The organism is Eggerthella hominis, assembly GCF_014287365.1.
Lineage (GTDB): Bacteria > Actinomycetota > Coriobacteriia > Coriobacteriales > Eggerthellaceae > Eggerthella > Eggerthella guodeyinii.
In genome coordinates this window covers 1-24,497 of the sequence record NZ_JACOOA010000001.1, presented here as the reverse complement: position 1 = coordinate 24,497, position 24,497 = coordinate 1, and the positions used below count along the sequence as shown (strand labels likewise).

At 67.4% G+C, this 24,497-nt stretch carries 24 protein-coding genes and 1 pseudogene; 12 read left to right on the top strand and 13 right to left on the bottom strand.

The features are described from left to right. The first annotated feature begins 354 nt into the window (after positions 1 to 354). Positions 355 to 624 (top strand): autorepressor SdpR family transcription factor, encoded by a 270-nt coding sequence (locus H8S61_RS00125; RefSeq protein WP_186937475.1) that lies wholly within the window; start codon positions 355 to 357, stop codon positions 622 to 624. Further along, entirely contained in the window at positions 621 to 1,277 is a 657-nt protein-coding gene (locus H8S61_RS00120) for an SdpI family protein (protein ID WP_186937473.1), read from the top strand. Before H8S61_RS00125 ends, H8S61_RS00120 begins: the two co-directional genes overlap by 4 nt. On the opposite strand, the gene H8S61_RS00115 is transcribed toward H8S61_RS00120, so the two are convergent. After that, on the bottom strand, positions 1,259 to 2,221 hold the full coding sequence (locus H8S61_RS00115) for a DMT family transporter (protein ID WP_186937471.1): 963 nt from the start codon (positions 2,219 to 2,221) through the stop codon (positions 1,259 to 1,261). The two genes, H8S61_RS00120 and H8S61_RS00115, sit on opposite strands and share 19 nt — an antisense overlap. After that, on the bottom strand, positions 2,218 to 5,727 hold the full coding sequence (mfd, locus tag H8S61_RS00110) for a transcription-repair coupling factor (protein ID WP_186937469.1): 3,510 nt from the start codon (positions 5,725 to 5,727) through the stop codon (positions 2,218 to 2,220). The genes H8S61_RS00115 and mfd overlap by 4 nt, the downstream gene beginning before the upstream one ends. A gap of 289 nt (positions 5,728 to 6,016) precedes the next feature. Between mfd and H8S61_RS00105 the strand changes: the two genes are divergently transcribed. After that, complete coding sequence (locus H8S61_RS00105) at positions 6,017 to 6,697, top strand: flavodoxin family protein (RefSeq protein WP_186937467.1); 681 nt, start codon at positions 6,017 to 6,019, stop codon at positions 6,695 to 6,697. A 1-nt stretch (position 6,698) separates the two neighbouring features. On the opposite strand, the gene H8S61_RS00100 is transcribed toward H8S61_RS00105, so the two are convergent. Further along, complete coding sequence (locus H8S61_RS00100) at positions 6,699 to 7,160, bottom strand: YbhB/YbcL family Raf kinase inhibitor-like protein (protein WP_186937465.1); 462 nt, start codon at positions 7,158 to 7,160, stop codon at positions 6,699 to 6,701. Between the two features lie 198 nt (positions 7,161 to 7,358). Between H8S61_RS00100 and nth the strand changes: the two genes are divergently transcribed. The 5 genes from nth to H8S61_RS00075 all read left to right on the top strand — a co-directional run bounded on the left by nth (position 7,359) and on the right by H8S61_RS00075 (position 11,507). Next, entirely contained in the window at positions 7,359 to 8,021 is a 663-nt protein-coding gene (gene nth, locus H8S61_RS00095) for an endonuclease III (RefSeq protein ID WP_154334093.1), read from the top strand. A 17-nt stretch (positions 8,022 to 8,038) separates the two neighbouring features. Next, a complete protein-coding gene (locus tag H8S61_RS00090; protein ID WP_186937464.1) occupies positions 8,039 to 9,181 on the top strand; it encodes an aldo/keto reductase in 1,143 nt (380 codons plus the stop codon). 199 nt (positions 9,182 to 9,380) lie between these two features. After that, positions 9,381 to 9,920, top strand: coding sequence for a CarD family transcriptional regulator (locus H8S61_RS00085; protein ID WP_160941839.1), 540 nt, complete (start codon positions 9,381 to 9,383; stop codon positions 9,918 to 9,920). Between the two features lie 68 nt (positions 9,921 to 9,988). Further along, positions 9,989 to 10,819, top strand: coding sequence for a DNA-formamidopyrimidine glycosylase family protein (locus H8S61_RS00080; RefSeq protein ID WP_186937462.1), 831 nt, complete (start codon positions 9,989 to 9,991; stop codon positions 10,817 to 10,819). 85 nt (positions 10,820 to 10,904) lie between these two features. Then, entirely contained in the window at positions 10,905 to 11,507 is a 603-nt protein-coding gene (locus tag H8S61_RS00075) for a helix-turn-helix domain-containing protein (RefSeq protein ID WP_186937460.1), read from the top strand. Between the two features lie 252 nt (positions 11,508 to 11,759). On the opposite strand, the gene H8S61_RS00070 is transcribed toward H8S61_RS00075, so the two are convergent. The 3 genes from H8S61_RS00070 to H8S61_RS00060 all read right to left on the bottom strand — a co-directional run bounded on the left by H8S61_RS00070 (position 11,760) and on the right by H8S61_RS00060 (position 13,645). After that, complete coding sequence (locus H8S61_RS00070; RefSeq protein WP_186937458.1) at positions 11,760 to 12,326, bottom strand: flavodoxin domain-containing protein; 567 nt, start codon at positions 12,324 to 12,326, stop codon at positions 11,760 to 11,762. Beyond that, positions 12,323 to 12,979 carry a TetR/AcrR family transcriptional regulator gene (locus H8S61_RS00065; RefSeq protein ID WP_186937456.1) on the bottom strand — a complete coding sequence of 219 codons (657 nt, stop codon included), beginning with the start codon at positions 12,977 to 12,979 and terminating at the stop codon, positions 12,323 to 12,325. Before H8S61_RS00065 ends, H8S61_RS00070 begins: the two co-directional genes overlap by 4 nt. Before the next feature lie 243 nt (positions 12,980 to 13,222). Beyond that, complete coding sequence (locus H8S61_RS00060) at positions 13,223 to 13,645, bottom strand: DUF488 domain-containing protein (protein WP_154334104.1); 423 nt, start codon at positions 13,643 to 13,645, stop codon at positions 13,223 to 13,225. 242 nt (positions 13,646 to 13,887) lie between these two features. On the opposite strand from H8S61_RS00060, the gene H8S61_RS00055 reads away from it, so the two are divergent. Then, on the top strand, positions 13,888 to 15,567 hold the full coding sequence (locus tag H8S61_RS00055) for a putative bifunctional diguanylate cyclase/phosphodiesterase (protein ID WP_160941844.1): 1,680 nt from the start codon (positions 13,888 to 13,890) through the stop codon (positions 15,565 to 15,567). Here the strand turns inward: H8S61_RS00055 and H8S61_RS00050 are convergent. The 3 genes from H8S61_RS00050 to H8S61_RS00040 all read right to left on the bottom strand — a co-directional run bounded on the left by H8S61_RS00050 (position 15,545) and on the right by H8S61_RS00040 (position 17,610). Beyond that, positions 15,545 to 16,531, bottom strand: a complete 987-nt coding sequence (locus H8S61_RS00050; protein ID WP_186937449.1) for a GGDEF domain-containing protein — start codon at positions 16,529 to 16,531, stop codon at positions 15,545 to 15,547. The genes H8S61_RS00055 and H8S61_RS00050 overlap by 23 nt on opposite strands. A 149-nt stretch (positions 16,532 to 16,680) precedes the next feature. Continuing rightward, positions 16,681 to 17,181: a hydrogenase maturation protease gene (locus H8S61_RS00045; RefSeq protein WP_186937448.1), complete on the bottom strand. Its 501-nt coding sequence runs from the start codon at positions 17,179 to 17,181 to the stop codon at positions 16,681 to 16,683. Continuing rightward, a complete protein-coding gene (locus H8S61_RS00040) occupies positions 17,182 to 17,610 on the bottom strand; it encodes a viscotoxin-A3 (RefSeq protein ID WP_160941847.1) in 429 nt (142 codons plus the stop codon). A gap of 97 nt (positions 17,611 to 17,707) precedes the next feature. Here H8S61_RS00040 and H8S61_RS00035 point away from each other — a divergent pair, with 97 nt between their 5' ends. Next, positions 17,708 to 18,271, top strand: coding sequence for an NADPH-dependent FMN reductase (locus H8S61_RS00035; protein WP_160941848.1), 564 nt, complete (start codon positions 17,708 to 17,710; stop codon positions 18,269 to 18,271). An 85-nt stretch (positions 18,272 to 18,356) separates the two neighbouring features. Here the strand turns inward: H8S61_RS00035 and H8S61_RS00030 are convergent, their stop codons facing one another. From H8S61_RS00030 to H8S61_RS00020, 3 genes are read right to left on the bottom strand one after another with little or no spacing between them, the layout of a single operon-like run. Beyond that, the gene (locus H8S61_RS00030) at positions 18,357 to 19,055 is read right to left on the bottom strand and encodes a cytochrome b/b6 domain-containing protein (RefSeq protein WP_160941849.1); all 699 of its coding nucleotides are present in this window, start codon (positions 19,053 to 19,055) and stop codon (positions 18,357 to 18,359) included. A 1-nt stretch (position 19,056) separates the two neighbouring features. Next, a complete protein-coding gene (locus H8S61_RS00025; protein ID WP_160941850.1) occupies positions 19,057 to 20,721 on the bottom strand; it encodes a nickel-dependent hydrogenase large subunit in 1,665 nt (554 codons plus the stop codon). Positions 20,722 to 20,727: 6 nt separating this feature from the next. Next, complete coding sequence (locus H8S61_RS00020; RefSeq protein WP_160941851.1) at positions 20,728 to 21,960, bottom strand: hydrogenase small subunit; 1,233 nt, start codon at positions 21,958 to 21,960, stop codon at positions 20,728 to 20,730. Between the two features lie 343 nt (positions 21,961 to 22,303). On the opposite strand from H8S61_RS00020, the gene pheA reads away from it, so the two are divergent. Then, entirely contained in the window at positions 22,304 to 23,155 is an 852-nt protein-coding gene (pheA, locus tag H8S61_RS00015) for a prephenate dehydratase (protein WP_186937447.1), read from the top strand. A 499-nt stretch (positions 23,156 to 23,654) separates the two neighbouring features. Beyond that, positions 23,655 to 24,236: a manganese efflux pump MntP gene (locus H8S61_RS00010; RefSeq protein ID WP_160941852.1), complete on the top strand. Its 582-nt coding sequence runs from the start codon at positions 23,655 to 23,657 to the stop codon at positions 24,234 to 24,236. A 24-nt stretch (positions 24,237 to 24,260) separates the two neighbouring features. Here the strand turns inward: H8S61_RS00010 and H8S61_RS00005 are convergent. Beyond that, positions 24,261 to 24,497: pseudogene (locus tag H8S61_RS00005) on the bottom strand (TorD/DmsD family molecular chaperone); the annotation flags it as partial.

Below are 24,497 nucleotides of genomic sequence, written 5' to 3'. Positions count from 1 at the left end.
TTTTGCACAAAAACGGCCGACGTGCGAATCTCTCCCCTTGTGAATTCCTGACGCACCTTCCCCTTGTCTGAAGAATTCCCTGTTCAAAAGAGGATAGCCTCCGTGGAGGCACGCTGCATCCACCTGAATCGCTCATGGGCACGCACCCCGAAAGCCCTCCGGGTTCGCACGTCGCAAATTTTTGTGCGCTGGAGCCGAAATCGTGTGCAGAAGCCCCGGCACCTTCCCTGCCGCCGCGCTTCGTAGGCGGCGCCCCACCTCCGCTTCTGCAATCCGCATTCCAAGCCCCCCTTGCATCCTCCTCTGCAACACGTTATATTTAACCATATTGTTAATTGTTTGCGGAGAGGGCCGATGGGCATCCAGGAAACGCTGAAAGCGCTGTCCGACCCCGTGAGGAGGGAGATCCTCGAGCACCTGAAACAGGGGCGCATGCCGGCGGGCGACATCGCCGGCCTGTTCGACATCTCCGCCCCCGCCGTGTCGCGGCACCTCTCGGTGCTCAAGAGCGCCGGCCTCGTGCGCGACTACCGCGAGGGCAAGCACATCTTCTACGAGCTGAAGGCGTCCGTGCTCGAAGAGACGCTGCTTTGGATCGCCAACCTGAAGGAGCACAGCGAATGAAAACGATGCACCGGATCATCTACGCCCTGATCGCGCTCAACCTCATCGTGGACGCGGCGTTCCTCCTGCTGATGCCCGACCAGGTTCCCGTCCACTTCGGCACCAACGGCGACGCGAACCGCATCGGCAGCAAGTACGAGCACCTGTGGCTGCCCGCGCTCGCGCTCGTGTTCGGCTTGGGGCTCGTGTTCACCGCGAAGCGAAGCGACCCCCGCGACGGCGACAAGCTCCTGAAGGCCGACATCGCGCTCTTGGCGCTGCTGCTCGCATTCTCCCTGATCGTGTTCGCGAACGCGTTTCCTGACGACGCCGCGCCGTTCGCCGGGCTCGACCTCAACGTCAGCAGGGGCGGCGCCCTCATCGCCGGCATCGCGTTCATCGTCTGCGGCAACGTCATGCCGAAATCGGACCGGAACGGCACGTTCGGCGTCCGCACGCCCTGGAGCCTGAGCAACGACGAGGTATGGCGCATGTCGCAGCGCTTCGGCGGCTACGCGATGATCGTCGCGGGCCTGCTGACCCTCGTGGGCGGCCTCGCGCTGCCGACCGACCTCGTCATGCCCGCCATGGTCGTCATCCTCCTGGTCGCGGCCGGCGCCAGCATCGTCGCATCCTACGCGTACTACCGGCGACACTACGAAGACGAGGGCTGAGCGTCCTCCTTCTTCCCCGTCACGAGGAAGATCATGGCTATCATGAGGGCGCAGCCGGCGAGGTCGGCGCCGGTGAACGCGGTGCCCAGCCACAGCGTGGCGATCACGGTGGCGCTGACGGGCTCGATGGCGCCCAGCAGGCTGCCCTCGACCGAGCCCACCACCGACACGCCGTGCAGGTACAGCGCGAACGCCGCGAACGTGCCCACCACGATGAACGCGGCGAACACGGCAACGCCCATCGCGTCGAGCGACGGCAGCGCGAGCGGCTCACCGAGCGCCACCCCGCCGAGGTACACCGCCGTGGCCACCACGCCGCCGAACAGCATGCCGATGCCCGTCACCGCGAAGCTGCCCCAACGGGCGAACAGCCTCTTCGGGTACATGATGTAGAACGCCACCGACAGCCCGTTCGCGATACCCCACGCCAGGCCCACGAGCGGCAGGTACAGCGCGCTCGGATCGCCCTGCGTGGCGATGAGCCAGGTGGCTGCGATGGCGGCGACCAGCCCCACCGCCTCGCGCACCCGCGGCAACCGACGCGTGGCGGCGCAGGTGAACAGCATGACGAACGCGATGCCGGTGGTCTGCAGCACGGTGGCGGTGCCCGCGTTCGTGTAGCCGATCACGATGGTGTAGGTGATCTGGCACAGGAACAGCCCGACGCCGCCGAACACGGCCAGCTGGCCGAGCGTGCGCCCGTCGCGCAGCATCGCCGCCAGCAGCCCGCGGTTGCGCACGGCCAGCACGATCAGGAACAGCGCGCCGGCTCCCAGCATGCGCACGGCGGTGATGAACGAGGGCGTGATATCGTAGTTCGCCAGCAGGTACTGCGCGCACGCGCCCGAGAAGCCCCACAGCCCCGCGCCCACGAGCGCGCACAGCACGCCCCGCAGATGGCGGCGGCGCAGCAGCGCCTCCCCCTCGGCTATCCCCTCCCTCATGCCAGCTCCTCGAGGAACCGCGCGACGGGGCCCAGCAGGTTGTCGCCCTCGTCCAGCTTGAAGTAGCGCAGGGGCAGCGACAGCTTCCGCTTGTCGGCCAGGTAGCGCCCACCCGCGCGGCGCAGCCCCGTCATCTTGTCGCGGGAGACGTCGATGGGCTCCACCACCAGCTTGCCGCCCGTCACCGACACGGTCTTGATGTGGTGCTCGTTCGCGTAGGCCTTGATGCGCGCCTTCTCCAGCAGGTTCTTCGCCGCCTGCGGCATGTCGGGGCGCTTGTCCGCCAGGTCGGCAGCCACGTCGGCGACGGCCTGCTCGGTGGCGGCCGACGCGATCTTGCGGTACCACAGCACGCGCTCGTCGGCGTCGGGCACGTACTCCTCGGGCAGGTAGGTGTGCCCCGGCACGTTCACCGTGATGTCGGAAAGCGCGGGCGGCAGCGTCTCCATCGCCTTGAGGTCGCCCTCGCGCGTGGCGTTCACCGCCTGGGACAGCATCTGCGCGAACAGGTCGAAGCCCACCGCGGACATGTTGCCGCTCTGCTCGGCGCCCAGCAGGCTGCCCGCGCCGCGGATCTCCAGGTCGCGCATGGCGATGCGCATGCCGCTGCCGAGGTCGGTGTGCTCGTTCAGCGCGGTCAGGCGCGCGGCGGCCTCCTCGGTGAGCTCCATGTGCTCGGGGAACATGAAGTAGGCGTACGCCTGCGTGCACGAGCGGCCCACGCGGCCCTTCAACTGGTACATCTGCGCCAATCCGTAGCGCTGCGAGTCCTCGATGATCAGCGTGTTCGTGTGCGGGTTGTCGATGCCGCTCTCGATGATGGTGGTGGCCACCAGCACGTCCAGCTCGCCGGCGCTGAAGTCCTCCATCACGCGCTCGAGCTGCTCCTTCGACATCTGGCCGTGCGCCACGCCCACGCGCGCCTCGCCCGCGGCCGCGGTGACGCGCCGCACCGCCTCCTCCATGGAGCGCACGCGGTTCGACACGTAGTACACCTGGCCGCCGCGCGCCAGCTCGCGCCGGATGGCGCCGCTCACCACGTCGGGGTCCCACTCGCCCACGTGCACCTCGACGGGGCGGCGCTCGTCGGGCGGCGTGAGGATGAGGCTCATGTCGCGCACGCCCGACAGCGACATCTGCATGGTGCGCGGGATGGGCGTGGCCGACAGCGTGAGCACGTCGATGGACTCGCGCAGGTTCTTCATCTGCTCCTTGTGGCCCACGCCGAAGCGCTGCTCCTCGTCGATGATGACCAGGCCCAGGTCGTGCGGGTTCACGTCGCGGCTGAGCAGGCGGTGCGTGCCCACGAGCACGTCGACGTCGCCGTCCTGGAAGCCTTTGAGCGCCGCGGCCTGCTGCGCGGGCGTGCGGAAGCGCGAGAGCACCTCCACGCGCACGCCGAAGGGCTCGCAGCGCTCCTTGAAGTTCGTGTAGTGCTGCTGCGCGAGGATGGTGGTGGGGCACAGCACCATCACCTGCTTGGCGTCCTGCGTGGCCTTGAACGCGGCGCGCAGGGCCACCTCGGTCTTGCCGAAACCCACGTCGCCGCACACGAGGCGGTCCATGGGCTTCGCCGACTGCATGTCGGCCTTCACGTCGGCGATAGCCGCCAGCTGATCGGGCGTCTCCTGGTAGGGGAACGCCTCCTCCATCTCGCGCTGGGCCGCGGTGTCGGGCCCGAAGCGGTAGCCCTGCGTGGAGGCGCGGCGCGCGTACACGTCCACGAGGTCGAACGCGAGCTTCTTCGTGGCCTTGCGCGCCTTGGCCAGCGCGCGCGACCAGTCGGCCGTGTTGAGGCGCGTGAGGCGCGGGCTCGCGCCCTCCGGGCCCACGTAGCGCGTCACGCGGTCGAGCTGCTCCACCGGCACGTACAGCTTGTCGCCCTCGGAGTACTCCAACAGCAGGTAGTCGCGTGCCGTGCCGTCCACGTCGCGCCGCACGAGCTCCTTGAAGTAGGCCACGCCGTGCGCGGCGTGCACCACGTAGTCGCCCGGCTGGTAGGGGAAGGTGATCTCGGTGATGTCCACGTGGCGCGACGGCCTCGACGAGGACGAGCCCTGCGTGTCGGACAGGCTCACGATGGCCAGCTTCGCCTTCGGGATGATCATCCCGAGCGGCACGTCCACGTCCACGACGTTCACCACGCCGCGCCGCAGGCGGCGCTTGGCCGCGCCATCGGTCTCCTCACCGGCGGGACGTCCCGAAGGGGAGCCGTCCTCCTTCGAGACGTCCAGCGTCTCCTGGATCGGCAGGCCGTGGTCCACGAACGCCAGCTTCATGTCCTGGCGGGCGCGGAAGTTCGGGGCGCTGAACACCACCGTGTAGTCGGTGTCCACGAGGCTGCGCAGCCGCCCGAACAGCTTGTCGGGATGGCCGGCCACCTCCACGCGCTTCACGGGCAGCTCGTCGTCCACGTGCCCGCCCACGCGCATGATGGACACGTACGTGGCGCGCTGCCCCTCGCCGAAGCTCACGGCCCCGGGCTCGGCGTACAGGCCCTCCACCGGGATGCTCGAGCCTTTCGCGCGGCCCACGACGTCGTCGTAGGCGTGGGTCATGTCGTCGAACAGCGAGCGCGGCTCCAGCAGCGCGGTGAGCGCGCCGGGGCGCACGTAGTCGCCGAGCGTGGACGTGGTGGCGTACAGGTACGGCAGCAGCATGTCGGAGCCGTCGAAGCGCAGGCCGCCGTCCAGCTTCTCCAGCACGTCGCGCAGCACGGGGTTCGTCGCGGCGGGGCGCTCGAGCTTCTGGCGCGCGCGGGCGAGCCCGCGCTTGGAGCACGAGAACTCCACCACCGGGTAGATGCTCACGCCCGGCAGCGCCTGGATGGTCTGGCCCGTGGTGGGCACGATGCGGCGGATCTCCTCCAGCTCGTCGCCGAAGAAGTCGAGCCGCACCGGGTACACGAGGTTGCCGGGGTACACGTCCACGGTGCCGCCGCGCACGGCGAAGGTGCCGGGGCCGTCCAACTCGCCGGTGTTGCGGTAGCCGCGCTCCTCGAGCGCGTGGGCGAGGTCCTCGAACTCGGTGACGCTCGCCGCCTGGGCGCCGGGCATGGCGGCCAGCTCGCGGCCCGCCTCGAGCGCCACCGGCAGGTGCACGTCGGAGCCTGCCGGCGGCAGCGCGCGCACGAGCGCGCGGGCGCTTGCCACCACCACCGCCTCGCGCCCGCCGACCAGCGCGTGCACGGCCTCCATGCGGCGCGCCACCTGCGCGGGGTCGCTGGGCTTCGCGACGAAGGGGTAGTCGCTGCGCTCGGGGAAGCGCATGACGCGCTCCTCGCCCAGGTAGGCGGCCAGGCTGCGCGAGAACGCGACGGCGGCGTCCTCGCCCGCCACCACGACGAGCGTCGGCTGAGGCTTGTGCGCGAAGCGCGCCGCCACGAGGAACGGGCGCGCCGACGAGGCCACGCCGAGCGTGCCGTCCTCGCCCCCGTCGAGCCTGCCCCAGAACGCGTCGAGGCAGCCCGATTTCTCCAGCGTGAACGTCAATGAGTCGATGAGCATGGCGCGTCCTCTTCCGTATGCATTCCGTATGCGAACAGCACGAAAAGCCGCGATTCGCGGCCTCATGCAAGGTTTCTGCTCGCCGTCCGCGCACGCGCGGGCAGCGCTGACGATTCTACCACCCGAGCCCGCCCGACGCGTTGCCCGAAGCCGCCCCGTGAAGGAGAAACCACAGGCGCGCGGCCGGACGCCGGCGCAATCGAGGCCCTCGCTCTACGGAGCGTCGGTTGGCGAACCTCGCACGCAGCGGTACGCTCTCGTCGTCGGAACGTCCCGCGAAAGGATCGTCATGGAAGAAAGCCGGGTGCTGCTCGTGAACGGATCGCCCAAGGGCGCGCGCAGCGACACGTTGAAGCTCGCACGCGCGTTTCTCGAGGGCATGGGCGAACAGGGAGGCGAAATCGAGGCGAGTGCGCTCGACATCGCGCCCTGCCGAGGCTGTTTCTCCTGCTGGAGAGACGAGGGGCGCTGCGTGCAGCCCGACGACATGGCGCGGATACTCGAACGCGTCGCCGCCGCCGAGCTCATCGTGTGGTCCACGCCGCTGTACTGCTACGGGGTACCCTCCGCCTGCAAGGCGATCCTCGATCGCCTCCTGCCCCTCAGCTCGCCCGCGATGCGCCTCGACGAGCGCGGCCGCACCCATCATCGGGCCCGGGACGGACGCGCGGCGCGCACGCGCCACGTGCTCGTGGCGGGCTGCGGCTTCCCCGAGCGCGCCGGGAACTTCGACGCCCTGGAGTTCCAGTTCCGCCGCATGTTCAGCGACGATACGGCGCTCGTGCTCTGCACCGAGGCGCCCCTTCTGTCCGAGCCCGAGGCGGAGCCAGCGACGCTCCCCTACCTGACGGCCGTGCGCGCCGCGGGTGCCGAGTACCGCGAAACCGGCTGCATATCCGAGACCGTCCAGCGCATCCTCGACGCGCCGATGCTCGACCCGAACGTCTACCGAGCCCTCGCGAGCGGCTAGCTTAGCGATAGCGGCAGGTCAGGGAGGCGTGTTGAAGGACGTGGCCGTCCATCGCGGTCAGGACGTCGCGCTTCCTCGCCGTGGGCGGCAGATCCAAGCGACAGTCCAGCGCGTACACGGTGAAGCGGTAGCGATGCGACCAGTTGAACGGCGGCTTGGGGCCGCGGTAGCGATTTCTGCCGTAGCCGCGTCCCTGCACGGCGCCGTCGAGCGACCCTACGCGCTCGCCGGCGGGAACGCTTCCCGGTATCGAGGCTCGGGCGGGCACGTTCCAGAGCACCCAGTGGCTGTAGCCCCGGATGGGATGATCCTCGTCGTCGAGCATGACGACGAGCGAAACGGCGCCCTCGTCGAGGCCGTCGAGCACGAGCGCGGGCGAGACGTCCGCGCCGTAGCCGGTATGTTCGACCGGCACGACGCCGCCCTCGTCGAAGCGCGGCGAAGAAACCCTCAAACCGCCCATGAACCAACCCTTTCGCAGCTCGATCGCATTCGTCAGAGGATAGCATCTCCCACGGCGAAACGCGCAGGCCGTCAACCGTCCTCCACAACCTCGCGCGCCGCGGGTTCGCTCCGTTCCCGAACCTTCTCGGACACGGGCGCGAAACTTCACTATACTGGGAGGAACGTCCCGTCAACGACGCGCCCCGAAGGAGTTCCTATGCCGCGTGAAACCATGACCGCCAAGCGCGAGCGCGCCCTCGAGGTGGCCGAGCGCATGAACGAGCACTACCCCGCCGCCGAGTGCGCGCTCGTCTACGGCGGCAACCCGTTCCGCCTGACCATCGCCGTGCTGCTGAGCGCGCAGACCACCGACAAGGGCGTGAACAAGGTGACGCCCGCGCTGTGGGAGCGCTACCCCACGCCCGCCGACCTCGCCTCGGCCGACGTGCGCGACGTCGAGGAGATCATCCGCACCATCGGCTTCTACCACACGAAGGCCGCGAACGTCATCAAGTGCGCCCAGATGGTGGTAGCCGACTACGGCGGCGAGATCCCGCGCGACATCGACGAGCTGCAGAAGCTGCCCGGCGTGGGCCGCAAGACGGCGAACGTCGTGCTCAACGAGGCGTTCGGCATCGTGGAGGGCATCGCGGTGGACACGCACGTGTTCCGCATCGCGCACCGGCTGAAGTTCGCCGGCCCTTCCGCCGACACGCCCGCCAAGACCGAGAACGCGCTGCTCAAGCTGTACCCGCGCTCCTGGTGGGGGCCCATCAACCACCAGTGGGTGCTGTTCGGCCGCGAGACGTGCATCGCGCGCAGCCCGAAATGCGCCGAGTGCTTCATCTGCGACCTGTGCCCCAGCTGCGGCACGTTCTAAGCAAGAAGGAGAACCTCATGAAGTACCGTCGGTTGGGCAAGACCGGGCTCATGGTGAGCGAGATCGGCTTCGGAGCCGAATGGATGGAGAAGAAGACGGCCGCCGAGGTGCGCGCCGTGACCGCGCGCTGCGAGGAGGCGGGCATCAACATCCTCGATTGCTGGATGGCCGGCCCCGACGTGCGCAGCAACCTGGGCGCCGCGCTCGCCGACACGCGCGATAGCTGGATCATCCAGGGCCACATCGGCTCCACCTGGCAGGACGGCCAGTACGTGCGCACGCGCGACATGGACCTCGTGCGCCCCGCCTTCGAGGACCTGCTCGCGCGCCTCGGCACCGACCACGTGGAGCTCGGCATGATCCACTACGTCGACGACGTGGACGAGTACGAGGGCATCATGGCCGGGCCGTTCATCGACTACGTGCGCGCGCTCAAAGCCGCCGGCACCGTCGAGCACGTCGGGCTGTCCACCCATGCGCCCGAGGTGGCGAAGCTGGCCGCGCGCTCCGGCGAGATCGAGGCCATCATGTTCAGCGTGAACCCCGCCTTCGACCTGCTGCCCGCCGCCGCGAGCCTCGACGACGCCTTCGCCTTCGACTACGCCGACGAGCTCGCGGGCATGGAGCCGGTCCGCGCCGAGCTGTACGCGACGCTCGAGCGCGAGGACGTCGGGCTCACGGTGATGAAGGGCTATGCCGGCGGGCGCCTGTTCAGCGCCGAGGCCTCGCCGTTCGGCGCGGCGATGACGCCCGTGCAGTGCATCCACTACGCGCTCACCCGCCCCGCTGCGGCCAGCATCATGGCGGGCTTCGACGAGCCGGCGCACGTCGACGACGCCGTGGCCTACGAAACGGCCGCCGACGCGGAAAAGGACTACGCGAGCGTGCTCGCGAGCGCGCCGAAGCACGCCTACTACGGCCAGTGCACGTACTGCGGCCACTGCGCGCCCTGCACGGCCGGCATCGACATCGCCGTCGTCAACAAGTTCTACGACCTGGCCGTCATGCAGGGCGAGGTGCCCGCCTCGGTGCGCGCGCACTACCGCGCGCTCGACGCCGCGGCCGACGACTGCACGGCCTGCGCCGCCTGCGAGCCGCGCTGCCCCTTCGGCGTGCCCATCGCCGAGCGCATGGCCCAAGCCGCCGCGCTGTTCGCGTAAGCCGCCCCCCGTGCGGCCCGCATGGCCCGCACGCAGCAGATGGCGCACGTCGCAAGCGGCGATTCCCCACCTGCGCCGCTCGCCGATTGGGGCGGCGCCGCGACGGTGCGAAAAATGGTACAATTGAACCGCTGATCTGCGACGTCATTGCGACGCGACGGAACCGCTTCCTCACATCACCCATTCATCGGAGGTTGCCATGTACTCATGCGGAGATACCGTCGTCTACCGTCATCACGTGTGCGAAGTCGCCGCGCTGCGCGAACGGTACTTCGAAGGCAGGGACTACCTCGAGCTGCACGCGCTGTTCGAGAACTCGCTCAAGCTGTTCATCGCCGCGGACGAGGCCGCGACCGACGCGCTCAGGCCCGTCATGACGAAACGCGAGGCGCTCGCGCTCATCGACTCCATCGCGGACGCCGAGGTCATCGACGAGGAGGCGCTCAAGCCCGACGCGCCCACGCCCACGCTGCTCGAGCGCCGCATCAAGGAGGAGTACGACCGCCACCTCAAGACGTTCGCGCCCGAGGACCTCGTCCCCATCATGAAGTCCGTGCACGAGCGCACCGTCCGCCGCGTCGACTCGGGACGCCAGATCACCGCCACCGACAAGAAGTACTTCGACCTCGCCGAGAACCTGCTGTGCGACGAGCTGGCCGTGTCGCTCGACATCCCCCGCGACGACGTGAAGGGCTTCCTCGTGGAGCGCGTGAAGAAGGCGGAGGCGCGCCGGCGCTGACGGCTGGTATACTGGCGGCAGCGCCGCGGCCCCGCGACGGCGCCCCGTTCGAACCCAGGAGGCCCGCCATGATCGAACTGCCCGAAGCCCTCTCTCTCGCTCGCCAGATGCGCGACGCGTATCTCGGACGCGTCATCGTCGAAGCCGAGGCGAACCGCGCGCCCCACAAGTTCGCGTTCTACACGGGCGACCCCTCAACCTACGACGCGCGCCTCGCCGGCCGCGCGATCGTCGACGTCAGGGCCACCGGGCCCTACGTCGAGCTCGTGCTGAGCGACGGCATGACGCTGCTCTTGCGCGAGGGGGTGAACGCGCGCCGCCTGGCGCCGGGCGCGAAGGCGCCCGCGAAGCACCAGCTGTTGCTCGCGTTCGACGACGGCTCGAAGCTCGTGTGCACGGCCGCCATGTACGGCATGTTCCTCATCGCCGACACCGGCGCCGACGATGACGAGTACTACGTCGCCGCCCGCGACGCCGTCCCCGTGCTCTCCGACGCCTTCGACGAGGCCGCCTTCCGCGCGCTCGTCGACGCCGCACCGCCCGTCACCAGCGTGAAAGCGCTCCTGGCCACCGAGCAGCGCATCCCCGGCGTCGGCAACGGCGTGCTGCAGGACATCCTGCTGAACGCCCGCCTCAACCCGAAGCGGAAGGCGAAGTCGCTTGCCGACGACGAGGTCGCGCGCCTGTTCCGCGCCATGAAGGACACGCTGGCCGCCATGGCCCGCGAAGGCGGGCGCAACGTGGAGAAGGACCTCTACGGGGAGCCCGGCGGCTACCGGTGCTTGCTGTCGGCGAAGACGTGGAAGGACGGCTGCCCGGTCTGCCACGGCGCCGTCGTGCGCCAGCCCTACCTCGGCGGCAACGTGTACTACTGCCCCGCCTGCCAGCCGCTCACCTAAGCCCGCGACTCTACGGAGCGTTCATTGCGCCGGCGGCCGCGGGCGCGTATCGTGGACGCCGTCGAAAAAACCAGGGAGGATCATCATGGACGCCAGAAACACCGGCACGCTCATCCGCGCGCTGCGCGAGGAGCGCGGGCTCACCCAGCGCCAGCTCGCCGACGCGCTCGGCGTCACCGACAAGGCCGTGTCGAAATGGGAGCGCGGCGGAGGCTGCCCCGACATCGAGCTTTTGGGCGGCCTGTCCGCATGCTTGGAGACTCCCGTGGAAACGCTGCTCGACGGAACGCTTGCCGTCGACGCGAGAACGGGAGGAACCATGAAACGCACGGCATTCCGCGTCTGCCCCGCCTGCGGCAACGTCGTCACCACCACGGGAGACGCCGAGGTGTCCTGCTGCGGCAGGAAGCTGGCCGCGCTCGAAGCGCATCCGGCCGACGACGAGCATCGGGTGACGGTGGAATCCGTCGAGGGCGACCTGTACCTCACGTTCGACCACCCCATGGCCAAAGACCATCACCTGGGGTTCGTCGCGGTGGTCGGCCACGACCGCATGTCGCTCGAGAAGCTCTACCCCGAACAGGGCGGCGAAGCGCGCCTCCCCCATCTCGGCGGCGCGAAGCTGTACACGTACTGCACCGCCCACGGCCTCATGCTCCACGAGCCCCTCTCTCGCCGCACGAGATAGGCCCCGCGCCTTCCACGGCGCGAGAAGGGGGATGGCCCCACTCCCCCGGCACGGGGCAGTGATTGCCCCTTCCCATGGCGCGGCGGTGATCGCCCCCCTCCCATGGCGCGGGGCGACGCTTGCCCCCTTTCCCATGGCGGGGCGGGGATTGCCCCTTTCCCATGGCGCGGAGAGACGCTTGCGGTCCAGCGATCACATGCCGCGCCGATTCGGAACGGGCGCGGCGTGCGATCGGCGCGGCCAAGGACGCCCCTATCCCTCAAAGCGCCCCGCGCCACGAAAGCCCGCCCCCAGCTCCCTCGCGCAGGCGACCACGGGGGCGATGGCGGCTCGGTCGGTGCCGTCGAAGCCGTCGCCGCGCATCCCTTCGAGCATCTCGGCGGCGCGCGGGTCGCTTTCCGCCGCCTTCGCCTGCATCTTGAAGAACATCTTCATGGCCAGCTTGTTCGGCATGCTCAGCCTCTCGTAGGCGAACCCGCCCCGCAGGTAGAACCGCGGCATGCCCTCGAACTCGGGCGACGGAAACGCGCACGCCATCCCCTCGTCCACCATATCGGTCCACGCGGCGGGCGTCGCGCCCACCGCGAACGCGACGAACTTGGTTTCCGGATGCGCCGCGCGCTGCCGTTTCAACCACTTCCCGCCCACGAGCGACGCCGCATGGAACCAACCGCCGAACACCACCGTGTCGAATGCGCCCGCGTCGAACCTCGCCTCGTCGTCGAGCGACACCGCCTCGCAGCCCAGCTCCTCGGCGATCCACTCCGCGTAGCGCTTCGTGAACCCCGTCTGCGACGAATACGCGACCACCGTGCTCATACCCGCTCCCCTCCTTCGATCACATGTTCCGCGTAGAAGCGCCGCATATGGTCGCGAACGAGCGGCTCCGCTTCGGCCCACGGCATCGACGACATCATCAGCAGAAACACCGGCCCGTAGAACGCCAAGGCGAGCGCACGCGGATCGTCCTCCCCGAACCGCCCGTTCTCCATGAGGTGCGCGAACACGGCAGCCTGTATCTCCCGCGGCCGATCCAGGAATATCTCCCGAAACGCCGCAAGGGCGCGCGCGTCGTCGAACTGGCTGATCAGAAGGAGGCATCGCAGCCGTATCATCTGCTCGTCCTCGAAAAAGTATCGGAACCCGGCGAGGACCCGCCGCTCCGTCTCGTCGTAGGCGCCGGCGTAGCCCGCCGGATCCTCCGACGGCTCGAACATGACCCCCTCCTCGGCGAACGCCGCGCGCGTCCGCGCGAGCTGGTCCGCCAGCACCGCGTCGAATATGGCCTGCTTCGTGGGAAAATGATTGTACAAGGACGCGTCCTTGATGCCCACGGCCGCCGCGATGTCGCGCACCGACACGGCGTGGAAGCCGCGCTCCGCGAACAGGGCGAACGCCGCCCGCACGATGCGCTCGCGCGTGGCGGCCCCCCGCGCGCTCTTCGGCTGCCGATCGGTTGATTCTTGCTCCATGCTCACGCTCCCCTCAAAACTAGCAGTTGCTAGTATATTAACTGGCAACTGCTAGTTTTGCAAGGGACGATCGAGAAACGGCGCGAGCGTTGCGCATGTTATGGCGCGGAGCGACGCTTGCGGCTCGTCGAGCGAGCCCGCGCCGATTCGGGATGGGCGCGGCATGCGATCGGCGCGGCAGAGGACGCGCTCATCCCGAAGAGCAACCCGCGCCATGAGAGGGGCGAACCCCCCCCCTTTTTTTTACGCTTTCAGGAAATCCTCGAGCATCTCGGCGAGTATCTCCACGTGGGAGCGGCGGGATCGGGTGGCGGTACCCACGAGCGCCACGGACTCGTAGTCGCCGTAGCGGTCGAAGAACTGCGGGACGGCCTCGCGCTCGCGCATGTCCTCGCGATAGGCGTCGGCGTAAGCGTCCCAGCCGATGTTGCCGTGGATGTAGCGCTCCATCATCGTGGGCGCCGGAGCGAACAGCTTGTCGTGCACGTAACGCGCGTGCGCGAGCTGCTCCACGAAGTAGGCGAGGTCGTCGCGCTTCGTGAAGCCCGCCAGCTGGTTCGTGTTCTTGAGCCTCGTGTCCACCACGAGGTCGGTCTTCCAATCGTCGAGGCGCTTGAAGAACTCCTCGGCCGAGGTTTCGTAGGCGCTGATGGTATGAATGCGCATGAGCGAATGCTCCTTCACGGTCGTTTCCCCGAAACGATACCGCGTGCCCGCGCAGGAGCGAGCCGCGCGGGAGCTCTGTGAACGAATCGAGAAGCCTTCGTCACGGGGCCGCAATCAGGCGAATTTATCGCCTGTCAGGGGGTCTTTACCCTCATCTTGGGCCATTTATGCGCAAAAACGTGCCATTTGCGTTTACAATACAGAAGGCCTATTCAATCGTTCATTGAAACGGAGCGCATTTCTTGGATACGAAAGAAGCGCTGAACTCGTTCGAGCTCGACGCGCGGCTGTTCTACGATGCGGTGACGTTCAGCACGGACGATTACCTCTACATCATCGACATGCGACGCGACGTGGCGCTCGTCTCCGACAACATGCGCGAGGACTTCGGATTGTCCGACAGCCTCGTACCCGGCCTCATCCCGCTCTGGCGCGACCTCATCGTCGAGCGCGACCGCGTGCGCTTCGACGAGTCCATCGACGACATGCTGTCCGGCAAGACGGACATGCACGACGTCGAGTACCAGGTGACGAACATCCTCGGCGAGAGCATCTGGGTGGTGTGCCGTGGCCTCTTGAAGCGCGACGAGAACGGCGAGCCCACCATGTTCGCCGGCGTAGTCACCTGCCTGGAGCGCAAGGGCAAGATCGACCCGGTCACCGGGCTGTTCACGCACGACGAGTGCGTCAACCTGCTCGACCGGCTCATCGGCTGCGGGTCGGAAGGCGGCGTCATGCTGCTGGGCCTCGACGACTTCTCCCGCATCAACTCGCTCAACGGCCACGCGTTCGGCAACACCGTGCTCAGGATGTTCGCCCAGTCCACGCAGCGCCTCATCCCCGACGGCGCCTCCATGTTCCGCCTTGACGGCGACGTGTTCGCCATCGTGGCGGACGGCGCCGACCGCGCCGCCATGAAGGAGCTCTACCACGCCATCCACGTGGTGGCGAACCGCCCGCACGCCGTCGACGACGCCACGTTCTTCTGCATGGTGTCGGCCGGCATCGCCATGATCGGCCAAGACGCAACCACGGGGCAGGACCTGCTGCGCAACGCCGAGAACGCGCTGGAGGAGAGCAAGCAGCGCGGCAAGAACACCGCGACGTTCTTCTCGTCCACAATGACCGCGACGAAGCTGAGGCGCCTCGAGATCAGCGGCTACATGCAAACGTCGGTCCTCGACGACATGGCGGGCTTCGAGCTGTACTACCAGCCGCTCGTCGACGCGGCCACCATGGGCCTCGCCGGCGCCGAGGCGCTGCTGCGCTGGAACTCCGAGGAGCACGGCCAGCTCTCCCCCGTCGAATTCATCCCCGTGCTGGAATCCTACGGCCTCATCGGGCAGGTGGGACGCTGGGTGCTCGAGCAGTCGTTCGCCCAGTGCGAGCGCTGGACCGAGGCGCAGCCGGGCTTCATCATGGATGTGAACATCTCCTACCTGCAGCTGCTCGACGCCGACTTCGTCCCCTTCGTGGAGCGGCTCATCGAGCGTACCGGCGTCGACCCGGCGTCCATCGTGCTGGAGATGACCGAAAGCTACTTCGTCACCGACATGGACGCGCTGCGCACCACGTTCGACCGTCTGCGCGCCATCGGCATCCGCATCGCGATGGACGATTTCGGCACCGGATACTCCTCGCTCGGCCTGCTGTCGCAGTCGCCGGCCGACATCGTGAAGATCGACCGCCTGTTCATCCGGAACATCCACGAGGAATCGTTCAACCGCGCGTTCATCGACGCGGTCATCGACCTGTGCCACAGCGTGGGCATCGAGGTCACCGTCGAAGGCGTGGAGGAGTCGACCGAGCTCGACGCCGTGCGCGCCATCGGCGCCGACAACATCCAAGGGTTCCTCGTGTCGCGGCCGATCCCGGCGCCCAGCTTCGAGGAGCGCTTCCTCACGCAGCAGGCAGCGTCCTAGCCGCGGCCTCCCCGTCGCCGTCGGTCCCGACCTCGCACGGCGCGGCGGGCCCCTGCACGTCCCTCGCCCCGACGTCGTCCATGTCGGCGATGCGGTAGGAGCTCTTCCCCATGCGCTTGATGCCGTACAGGGCCTGGTCGGCCGCACGGTAGAACGCCTCGAACGCATGCGTGGGCCGCCCCACCGCCACGCCGATGCTCACGGTCACGCCCGCCGACGAGGCGACCGTCGCCTCCACGCTGGCCACCACGTCGGCGCAGATGCGCTCGGCCACGCAGGCGCAGGGGATGTCGGGCACGAACGCCGAGAACTCGTCGCCTCCGGCGCGGTACACGATGTCGGAGCATCTGAACGAGCGCTCGAGCACGCGCGCGAACCCCTTGAGCACCGCGTCGCCCCGATCGTGACCGAATTCGTCGTTCACCTGCTTGAAGTCGTCGAGATCGAACATGAACAGCGCGCCGCGCGCGCCGACCCAGCGCGGCGATGCGAGCGCCCGCTTTGCCAACGCGCGTCCTTCGCGCACGTTGTACAGGCCGGTCAGCGGGTCGCGCGCAGCCCGGTGCTCGAGCTGTTCGCGCTCCACCTTGCGCGCGTTCTCCTGATGCGCCAGGTCGCTCACGTCGTGCATGACGAGCGCGCAATAGCCCGGAAGCGGCTGGTACGTTTGGATGGAGAGGTAGCGCGCGTCGGCGATGCGGCGCGTGAAATGCTGCTTGGCCCCGCGGTGCGCCGTCTCGCCCATGACGGCGAGCATTCCCGGATCGACGTCGGAATACATCTGGGAAAGCGGCGTTCCCTGGCTCTGGCCGCACGCGAGGCCCTCGATGCGCGCGGCCGCGTCGTTGACGTAGGCGCACACCGCGTCGCAGGGTCGTCCGCCCTCGTCGAGCAGCACGCGAAACACCGAGAACGCCACGGGCATGTCCCGCAGCACGTCCAACTCGCCATTCTGATTCAACACGGCAGCCCGGTCACCCCTGTATCGACTGACATTCGAACGACGGCGCCCCGCAAGAAAACGCCGGGGCCATTGTACGATATCCGACCGATCCGCTCATGGTGCGCCGGCCGGGTTCGGGTGTTACCCCGATCGGGCCGCGGGATTTTCCCTTACGCCCGCGCGCGCAAGGGCGTTCCCAGCCGGGCGAGCTCGCCCGCCACCGTCTCCACGAGCAGCGGCAGCGCCGCGTCCACCTTCGGCGTGAGCCCCACGGTGACCACGGCGGGCGACGGGTTCTCCACCTGCATGCCCAGGCACAGGCCCTCGGCCTCGTAGCCCAAGAGCGTGGCGGCGTCGAACAGGTCCACCAGCTTCAGGTCGTGCAGCGACGCGTTCGCGCCCGAGTGGCGCGCCATGGCGTCGGGCTCGAAGCGGAACACCGTGCCCGGCTCGGCGTCGGTGCCGTCCACCGCGTCCACCGTGATGATGACGTCGTACTCGCGCACGCGCTCGATCATGTTGAGCGTGAGGCATCCCAGGTCGAACAGCTCCACGTTGTCGGGGATCTCGTAGCGCTTGAGCAGCTCCTCGTACACGGCCGGCCCCACGCCGTCGTCCAGCATGAGCTTGTTGCCCACGCAGAACACCGCGATGCTGCGCGCGCCTTCCACCTACGCTCCCACCGTCGGGCGGATGACCAGGTTGTAGTACGTGGCCGCCGCGATCATCACGAGACCCGCCGCCACGCACGCCACGGTCCAGATGCGCTCGCGCTTGAGGTACGTCTCCTTGTCCTGCCCGAGGCTGGCCGCGCGATGCGCCGCGAACGGCTGGCCGAGGATGGCGAACGCCACGGTGCCCGCGGTCAGCGTGAGCAGCACGACGAGCGCGACGGCGATGGCGAGCGGCGTGCGCTCCGTGAACGCGGTGTAGAACGTGTTGTCGGCAAACAGCCAGATGGGGTAGAACAGGATGGTCGCCCACATGCCGTGCGCCGGCCCCCAGATGGGCGGCAGGAACAGCGCGCCGACGTTGAGCCGGGGGATCCCTTCGAGGAAGCGCTCTTCGCGGGCGATCTGTTCGTCGGTCAATTCAGTCACAATTCGATATCCCTTTCGCACCTTCGTTGATTGTCTGCCATTATAGACGAGTGAGCCCCGTACACGAGGGGGCTTTAGCCGAGCGGAAGGAGACACCATGAAGCTGCTGGCAATCGCAGGATCGCTGCGCGAGAACAGCTACAACCGGCAACTGGCCGAAGCGGCCGGAACCGTGATGCGCGAGAAGCACCCCGACGTGGAATTCGAGATCCTCGACTGGGACGACGTGCCGTTCATGAACCAGGACGCCGAGCACCCCGCCCCCGAGGCGGTGACGCGCGCCCGCGCCGCCGTGCGCGAGGCCGACGGCCTGTGGCTGTTCAGCCCCGAGTACAACCACGCCATCCCCGGGCCGCTGAAGAACCTCCTGGACTGGCTGTCGCGCCCCGTGAGCGCCACCGAGGCGCAGGTGCTGGGCGGGAAGCCCGTCGCGCTCGCCGGCGCGAGCATCGGCATGAGCGGCGCCGCGCACGCCCAGGACCAGCTCGTGAGCATGCTGAGCTTCCTCGACGCGCACGTGATGAACAAGCCGCGCCTCACCATCCCCCACATCGCCACGCAGGCCGACGAGCAGGGCCGCCTCGAGCTGGCCGCCTCGGCCCCCTACCTCGAAGCACAGGCGGACGCCTTCGTGAGGTTCGTGGAGCGGGAGATCGCCTGAGCGGCGCTGTCCGACGAGACCGCTTCCCGAAGAAGAGAAAGGGCCCGGTTTCCCGGGCCCTTTCATTGGTGCTGAGGTGCGAAGCTTACGCCTTTTCGCCGTGCTTGAGGTCGTCCTCGCCCACGATCGTGTGCTTCTCGGGGTCGTACACCAGGCCGCCGTGCTCTTTCCAGAAGAACATGAGCAGCGTCGGGGAGATGCCCTCGATGTTCGCCAGGTACACGTGGATGAACATGAAGCAGATGAAGACGTACATCATGAAGTAGTGGATGATGCGCATCGACATGAGACCGCCCACCAGATCGGTGCCCGCCGCGAAGAACGCCCAGTTCATCGTCGGAGCCCACAGGGCGAGGCCCGTGTAGAACATCACGATGATGAGGATGGGGATGGCGAGGTAGCTGATCTTCTGCGGCACGCCGAGCTTGGCGCCCAGCGGGTGATCCTTCTTGAAGAACAGGTAGTAGCGGATCCACGCGCCCAGCTGGTGACGGTTGTCAGCCTGCGGCAGCCACGTCTTGTAGTCCGTGACCTGGTAGCGCGTGCCGCCGTCCGGAGCGGACTTCACGAAGAAGGCCATGATCACGCGGACGATGCAGTTGAGGAACAGCACGAAGCCCATGAACACATGGACGCCGCGGGCGATGCCCATGAATCCTGCCCAGAAGGGGAAATGGATGCAGAAGCCCGTGAGGATCAAAAGCAGCATCGCAACGAGGTTGATCCAGTGCGTGATGACGAAGGGCATCGGATGCGCTTCGCGGTAGTGTGCCAAGTGCGCCATGTTACTTCACCCCCCAGGGGCTCGTGACGGTCTCGAAGCTCTTGCCCGTCGCCGGCTCGGTGATGTGCACCGCGCACGCCGTGCAGGGGTCGAAGCTGTGCACCGTGCGCAGCGCGTTGATCGGCTTCTCGATGTCGCCCACCGGGTTGCCGATGAGCGCCTGCTCCATCGGGCCGTGCTCGCCGCTCTCGTTGATCGGAGCGAGGTTCCACGTCGTCGGGATGATGATCTGGTACCCCTCGATCTTGCCGTCCTTGACGCTTTCGGAGTGGTAGAGCGCGCCGCGCGGGGCCTCCCAGAAGCCCGTGCCGGAACCGGTGATGGTGGCAGGCTCGCGGAAGTACTCGCTGTCGCCGCTCTTGAGCGCCTCGATGAGCTCGGCGACCCAGTCCTTCATGAGGCCGGCGATGTAGAGCGTCTCGATCTGGCGGACGGCGGTGCGGCCGAGCGTCGACTGCGCGACGCCGATCTGGCCGGGAGCGCCGAGCGCCTCGAGGAGCCCGTCGACCTGCTCGACGATGAACGGCACGTTGCGCTTGTACGCGGCCAGGATGCGGGAGAGTCCGCCGGCCTCGTAGGGCTTGCCGTCGTACGCGGGGCACTTGACCCACGTGTAGCGGTCCTCGACGTTGTACTCGGTGTACTCGGGCTCCGTGACGAAGTACGGAGACGTGTACGTGGCGTCGCCCTTGTACCAGGAGCGGCCCATGTACTCGGTGATGAGGTCTTCCTGCACGTCGGACAGGTTGAGCTTGTCGTCGATGACGCCCATGGGCAGGTAGCGGTTCGCCATCTGCTCGGTGTAGCTGGCGTAGTCGCCCTGGCCTTCGAACACGCCCCAGGCGACGTAGCGGCCGCAGCCCTTGCCCCAGTTCAGCGCGTCGATGTAGTACGGCGCGATGGCGAGGGTGTCGGGGATCATGGTCGACTCGACCCAGGTGTAGATCTCGTCGACGAGGCCCTTGAGGTCGTCGAGCTTCTGGTCGGTGGGCACGAAGGCCGTACCGCCCGGGATCAGCGTCATGACGTGGGGCATCTTGCCGCCGATGATGGCGGAGATCTGCGAGGCCTTGGCCTGCATGGTGAGCGCCTCGAGGTAGTGCGCCGTGCAGATGAGGTCGAGCTCGGGCGGCAGCTGGTAAGCCGTGCCCTCCTCGGCGTCGAACCAGTTGCCGGAGAAGATGGACAGCTGGCCGTTGTCCGCGAAGTTCGCCAGACGCTCCTTGAGCGCGACGAAGTCGCTGTTCATGGAGGTGCCGGCAGCCTGAGCAAGGTCGTAGGCATCCGCCGGGTCGGCCTTGAGGGCGTTCAGCGGGTTCACGTAGTCGAGGGCAGCCAGGTTGTAGAACCACAGGATATGGCTGTGCAGGAACTGCGCGCCCTCGAGCAGGTTGCGGATGATGCGCGCGTTGTTCGAGATCTGGATGCCGTAGGCTTTCTCAGCCGCGATGGCGGACGAGTGGGCGTGGGACACCGGGCACACGCCGCAGATACGCTGCACGATCTGCGCCGCGTCCTCGGGCGTGCGGTTCTCGACGACCATTTCCATGCCGCGGAAGCAACCGCCGGACACCCAGGCGTCGGAGACCTTGCCGTTGGTCACTTCCATCTCGACGCGGAGATGGCCTTCGATGCGGGTGATCGGGTCGATGACTGAACGGGTCATAGGGGCTTACCTCCCTTCTTTTTTGTCGTCGTTTTTAAGGTCGGCTTCGTCGTACTTGCCGATGGACTTGTCGGGATGCTTCGCGTCCCAACCGCGCACCTTCTCGAAGTCGGCGCCGCCGTCCATGCGGCCGGTCATCTTCATGCCGAAGCCGTGCACCACGAGGGCCGCGGCGAGGAGGCCGGTGATGCCGAGCGCGATCGTGCCGGGCTGGACCATCCAGTCGCCGATGCGCAGATCGCGATGACGCTTGTAGAACGGGGTGTTGACCTCGACCCAGTTCTGGCCGGGATCGTTCGGGTTGGCCTCGCAGCAACCGATGCAGGGAGCGCCGGACTGCACGCACCAGCTGCGACGGTTGTTCCACAGCACCACGCCGCAGTTCGACTTCGTCTGCGGGCCGCGGCAGCCGAGCGGGTACAGGCAGTAGCCCTTCGCCTCTTCCTCGGAACCGAACTGGTAGACGAACTCGCCGTTCTCGAAGTGACCGCGACGCTCGCAGTTGTCATGGATCGTCTGGTCGAAGATGCCGGCAGGCTTGTTCTCGCCGTTGAGCGCGGGAAGCTGCTCGAGCAGGATGACGTCCGCCAGGACGGCCACGAGCCACTCGGGGTTGGCCGGGCAGCCGGGAACGTTCACGACCGGCGTCTCGATGCCGGCCTTCTCGAGGAACGCCTGCACGCCGAGCGCGCCCGCCTGGTTGGGGTTGGCGCCCATCCATCCGCCGTTCACTGCGCAGGAACCCAACGCAACCACGGCGTTGGCTTTCTCGGCAGCCTCGATCAGATGCTCCGTACCGGGCTTGTCGGCCACGCGCAGCGCCTGGCCGCCCCAGCCTTCCAGCACGGCACCCTCGTACACGAGGATGTAGTTGCCGGCCTCGATCGTCTGCTCCTTGGCTTCCTCCATCGACCAGCCGGCGGCCGCCGACAGGGTTTCGGAGTAGTTGAGCGAGATCATGTCCAGCACGATCGAAGCCGCATCCGGCGTCTCAACCTGGGCAAACGACTCGGTACAGCCCGTGCACGACGCGCCTTCGATCCAGATAACCGGATACAGCTTGCCCTTCGTTGCGCCGATCACGGATTTCTCGAGGGCCTGCGCCACGCGCGGAGCAGCGAGCTCGGACAATCCGGCCGCGACCGCAACGGCGCCGCAAAGTTTCATGAAGCTGCGGCGGCTTACGCCACGCGCGGAAAGCATGTTCTGAAACTCTGAAACTGTGGCCTCTGTTTCCATGTGCACACCTCCTCAGGTGCTCTCGTCTTCCAATGCTTGCTGATTGTGTATTTTCCACGACTCCAGAAATAAAACGCACAGCGAGAGCGCGAGCGCAACGTTTGACCCGCAAGTGGTGCAAAAATGTTACGGATTGACATTTGCGTAACATGAGTTATACACTTGATTAGCTGGTTTATGCATTTTCATGCAAGAGGACCCCTTTTTCGCCCCTCTGTATGCAGACCGCTCATCCGTGAGAACTCCCGTTGGTTTCTCGTTCACCGCCGTTCATCTTGTCGTGAAGACGGGTATGATAGCACAAGCACCGATAATCGAGAACCCCGATAGAAGGATTGGACCCATGGCTTCAACCGAACCCGTATTCGCCTACCTCGGCCCTGCCGGCACCTACACCGACGAAGCCGCGCGCGCGTTCGCGGCCCGGCTCGGCATCGACGACCCGAACCTGCTCGAATGCGCCTCGTTCGACGAGGTGTTCGACTGCGTCGACCGCGGCAAATGCGAGTTCGGCGTGGTGGCGAAAGAGAACTCCCTCGAAGGGTCCGTCACGGCCACGCTCGACAACTTCTCGTTCAAGAGCTCGGCCACCATCCTCGGCGAAGAGGTCGTCGACATCCACCATTGCCTCATCATGCACCCCGACGCGAAGATCGAGGACATCTCCACGGTGGCCTCGCACGCCCAGGGGCTCGCGCAGTGCCGCCGCTTCCTGAGCGAGCGCCTGCCGGGCCGCTCCACCATCACCACGTCGTCCACCGCCGAGAGCGCGCGCCTCGCCGGCGAGAACAAGCACATCGCGAGCATCGCCAACGCGTTCGCCGCCGAGCTGTACGGCGCGCGCGTCGAAGAGCGCGAGATCGAGGACCACTTCGGCAACCAGACGTCGTTCGCGCTCATCGGGCGCCAGGGGCATCCGCCCGTGTTCACCGGCGAGCGCTACAAGACGTCGCTCGCACTGTTCTTGCAGGTTGACCGCGCCGGCACGCTCAACATGATCCTGTCGGAGTTCGCCTACGCCGGCATCAACCTGTCCATGATCCAATCGCGCCCCACGAAGCAGGCGCTCGGCGACTACATGTTCTTCATCGAGTTCAAGGAGAACGTGAACGACCTGGCCGTGCAGACGGCGCTCAACTGCCTGCGCCTCAAGCTGCGCGAGGTGAAGGTGCTGGGAAGCTATCCTATTATGTAAGCGGTTGCGTGCACGATCGCGAAGGGGGACGCCGAGGCGTCCCCCTTCGTCGCTTCCGGGCATGAGACGCCCTCCCCCGCCCGCCGCGGGAAGTGGCAGAGATCGCGCCGAATGCGCGGATTTGCGCGTCGGGGAGCTGTGCTCGGGGAGGAAAACCCCAGGTCGCGGTTTCCGTGCCGCTCGGAGACGGGCTGAAATCCATACACAAGGCGCGATCTCTGCCATTTTGAATCGCCGTCTTCCCAAAAAGATGGGCGCACGCGTCAGCCCTTATGCTAAAATATCCGAATCCCGTGGGGGAGTAGTCGATGCCGGAAGGCGTGGCTGCGTCAACATACTGCTTCCAAGCGAAGCTGGCGCAACCTTAAACGACAAGACTCGCGGTGTGGCGTACCCGTCGCACCGCTCATGCAGCCGACGCGTACGCGTCGGTATTTTTATGCCCGCGCACGGAGCGCGGGGGCGGCCAGGGGGGTCGCATCGGACGAGAGGAATACCCATGGGATTCGTAGAGCTGTTCTTGATAGCGGTGGGGTTGTCGATGGACGCGTTCGCCGTGTCGGTGTGCAAGGGCCTGTGCATGAAGCGGCTCAACCTGCGCCAAGCGGCGGTCATCGCGCTGTTCTTCGGCGGCTTCCAGGCGCTCATGCCGCTGATCGGCTGGGCGCTGGGCACGCAGTTCGAGAAGTACATCACGCCGGTCGACCATTGGATCGCCTTCGTGCTGCTGGCCATCATCGGCGGAAAGATGCTGTGGGACGCCTTCCACGAGGACGACGTCGAGGGCGCGGCCTGCCCGGCCGACGGCAAGCTCGACCTGCGCGAGCTCGTGATGATGGCCGTCGCCACGAGCATCGACGCCCTGGCCGTGGGCATCACGTTCGCGTTCTTGCGCGTGGACATCGTCACGTCCGTGGGCCTCATCGGCGCGACGACGTTCATCCTGTCCATCGTGGGCGTGGCGGTGGGCCATCGCTTCGGCGCCCGCTACGAGAAGCCGGCCACCATCGCCGGCGGCATCGTGCTCATCCTCATCGGCCTCAAGATCCTGCTCGAGCATTTGGGGATCATCGCCTTCTAGGGGGGGGCGTCCCCCCCCTCGCCCTCAGGCAACGAGCGCGGCCAGGTAGGCGGCGGCCGCGCGGTAGAAGGGGTGGCGGGCCTCGGCGGCGAGGCGCTCGGCGAAGGCGGGCATCCAGGCGCGGGCGTGCCCGGATAGGAAGCGCCCGTAGGCGGCCCCGGGGGAGCCGCCGGGAAGGGCGGCGGCCTCGGGCGCGCCCGCCGGCGCCGTGGCCCCGGCGGCCAGGGAGGCCAGGTAGGACAGCAGCTCGCACTCGGCCGC

Bases quoted from the DNA above. Each gene is read 5' to 3' on its own strand.
- H8S61_RS00085 (WP_160941839.1), top strand. From the start codon at position 9,381: ATGTACTCATGCGGAGATACCGTCGTCTACCGTCATCACGTGTGCGAA.
- H8S61_RS00010 (WP_160941852.1), top strand. From the start codon at position 23,655: ATGGGATTCGTAGAGCTGTTCTTGATAGCGGTGGGGTTGTCGATGGAC.
- H8S61_RS00065 (WP_186937456.1), bottom strand. From the start codon at position 12,979: ATGGAGCAAGAATCAACCGATCGGCAGCCGAAGAGCGCGCGGGGGGCC.
- H8S61_RS00035 (WP_160941848.1), top strand. From the start codon at position 17,708: ATGAAGCTGCTGGCAATCGCAGGATCGCTGCGCGAGAACAGCTACAAC.
- H8S61_RS00105 (WP_186937467.1), top strand. From the start codon at position 6,017: ATGGAAGAAAGCCGGGTGCTGCTCGTGAACGGATCGCCCAAGGGCGCG.
- H8S61_RS00060 (WP_154334104.1), bottom strand. From the start codon at position 13,645: ATGCGCATTCATACCATCAGCGCCTACGAAACCTCGGCCGAGGAGTTC.
- H8S61_RS00080 (WP_186937462.1), top strand. From the start codon at position 9,989: ATGATCGAACTGCCCGAAGCCCTCTCTCTCGCTCGCCAGATGCGCGAC.
- H8S61_RS00020 (WP_160941851.1), bottom strand. From the start codon at position 21,960: ATGGAAACAGAGGCCACAGTTTCAGAGTTTCAGAACATGCTTTCCGCG.
- H8S61_RS00090 (WP_186937464.1), top strand. From the start codon at position 8,039: ATGAAGTACCGTCGGTTGGGCAAGACCGGGCTCATGGTGAGCGAGATC.
- H8S61_RS00120 (WP_186937473.1), top strand. From the start codon at position 621: ATGAAAACGATGCACCGGATCATCTACGCCCTGATCGCGCTCAACCTC.
- nth (WP_154334093.1), top strand. From the start codon at position 7,359: ATGCCGCGTGAAACCATGACCGCCAAGCGCGAGCGCGCCCTCGAGGTG.
- H8S61_RS00030 (WP_160941849.1), bottom strand. From the start codon at position 19,055: ATGGCGCACTTGGCACACTACCGCGAAGCGCATCCGATGCCCTTCGTC.
- H8S61_RS00025 (WP_160941850.1), bottom strand. From the start codon at position 20,721: ATGACCCGTTCAGTCATCGACCCGATCACCCGCATCGAAGGCCATCTC.
- pheA (WP_186937447.1), top strand. From the start codon at position 22,304: ATGGCTTCAACCGAACCCGTATTCGCCTACCTCGGCCCTGCCGGCACC.
- H8S61_RS00100 (WP_186937465.1), bottom strand. From the start codon at position 7,160: ATGGGCGGTTTGAGGGTTTCTTCGCCGCGCTTCGACGAGGGCGGCGTC.
- H8S61_RS00125 (WP_186937475.1), top strand. From the start codon at position 355: ATGGGCATCCAGGAAACGCTGAAAGCGCTGTCCGACCCCGTGAGGAGG.
- H8S61_RS00115 (WP_186937471.1), bottom strand. From the start codon at position 2,221: ATGAGGGAGGGGATAGCCGAGGGGGAGGCGCTGCTGCGCCGCCGCCAT.
- mfd (WP_186937469.1), bottom strand. From the start codon at position 5,727: ATGCTCATCGACTCATTGACGTTCACGCTGGAGAAATCGGGCTGCCTC.
- H8S61_RS00075 (WP_186937460.1), top strand. From the start codon at position 10,905: ATGGACGCCAGAAACACCGGCACGCTCATCCGCGCGCTGCGCGAGGAG.
- H8S61_RS00070 (WP_186937458.1), bottom strand. From the start codon at position 12,326: ATGAGCACGGTGGTCGCGTATTCGTCGCAGACGGGGTTCACGAAGCGC.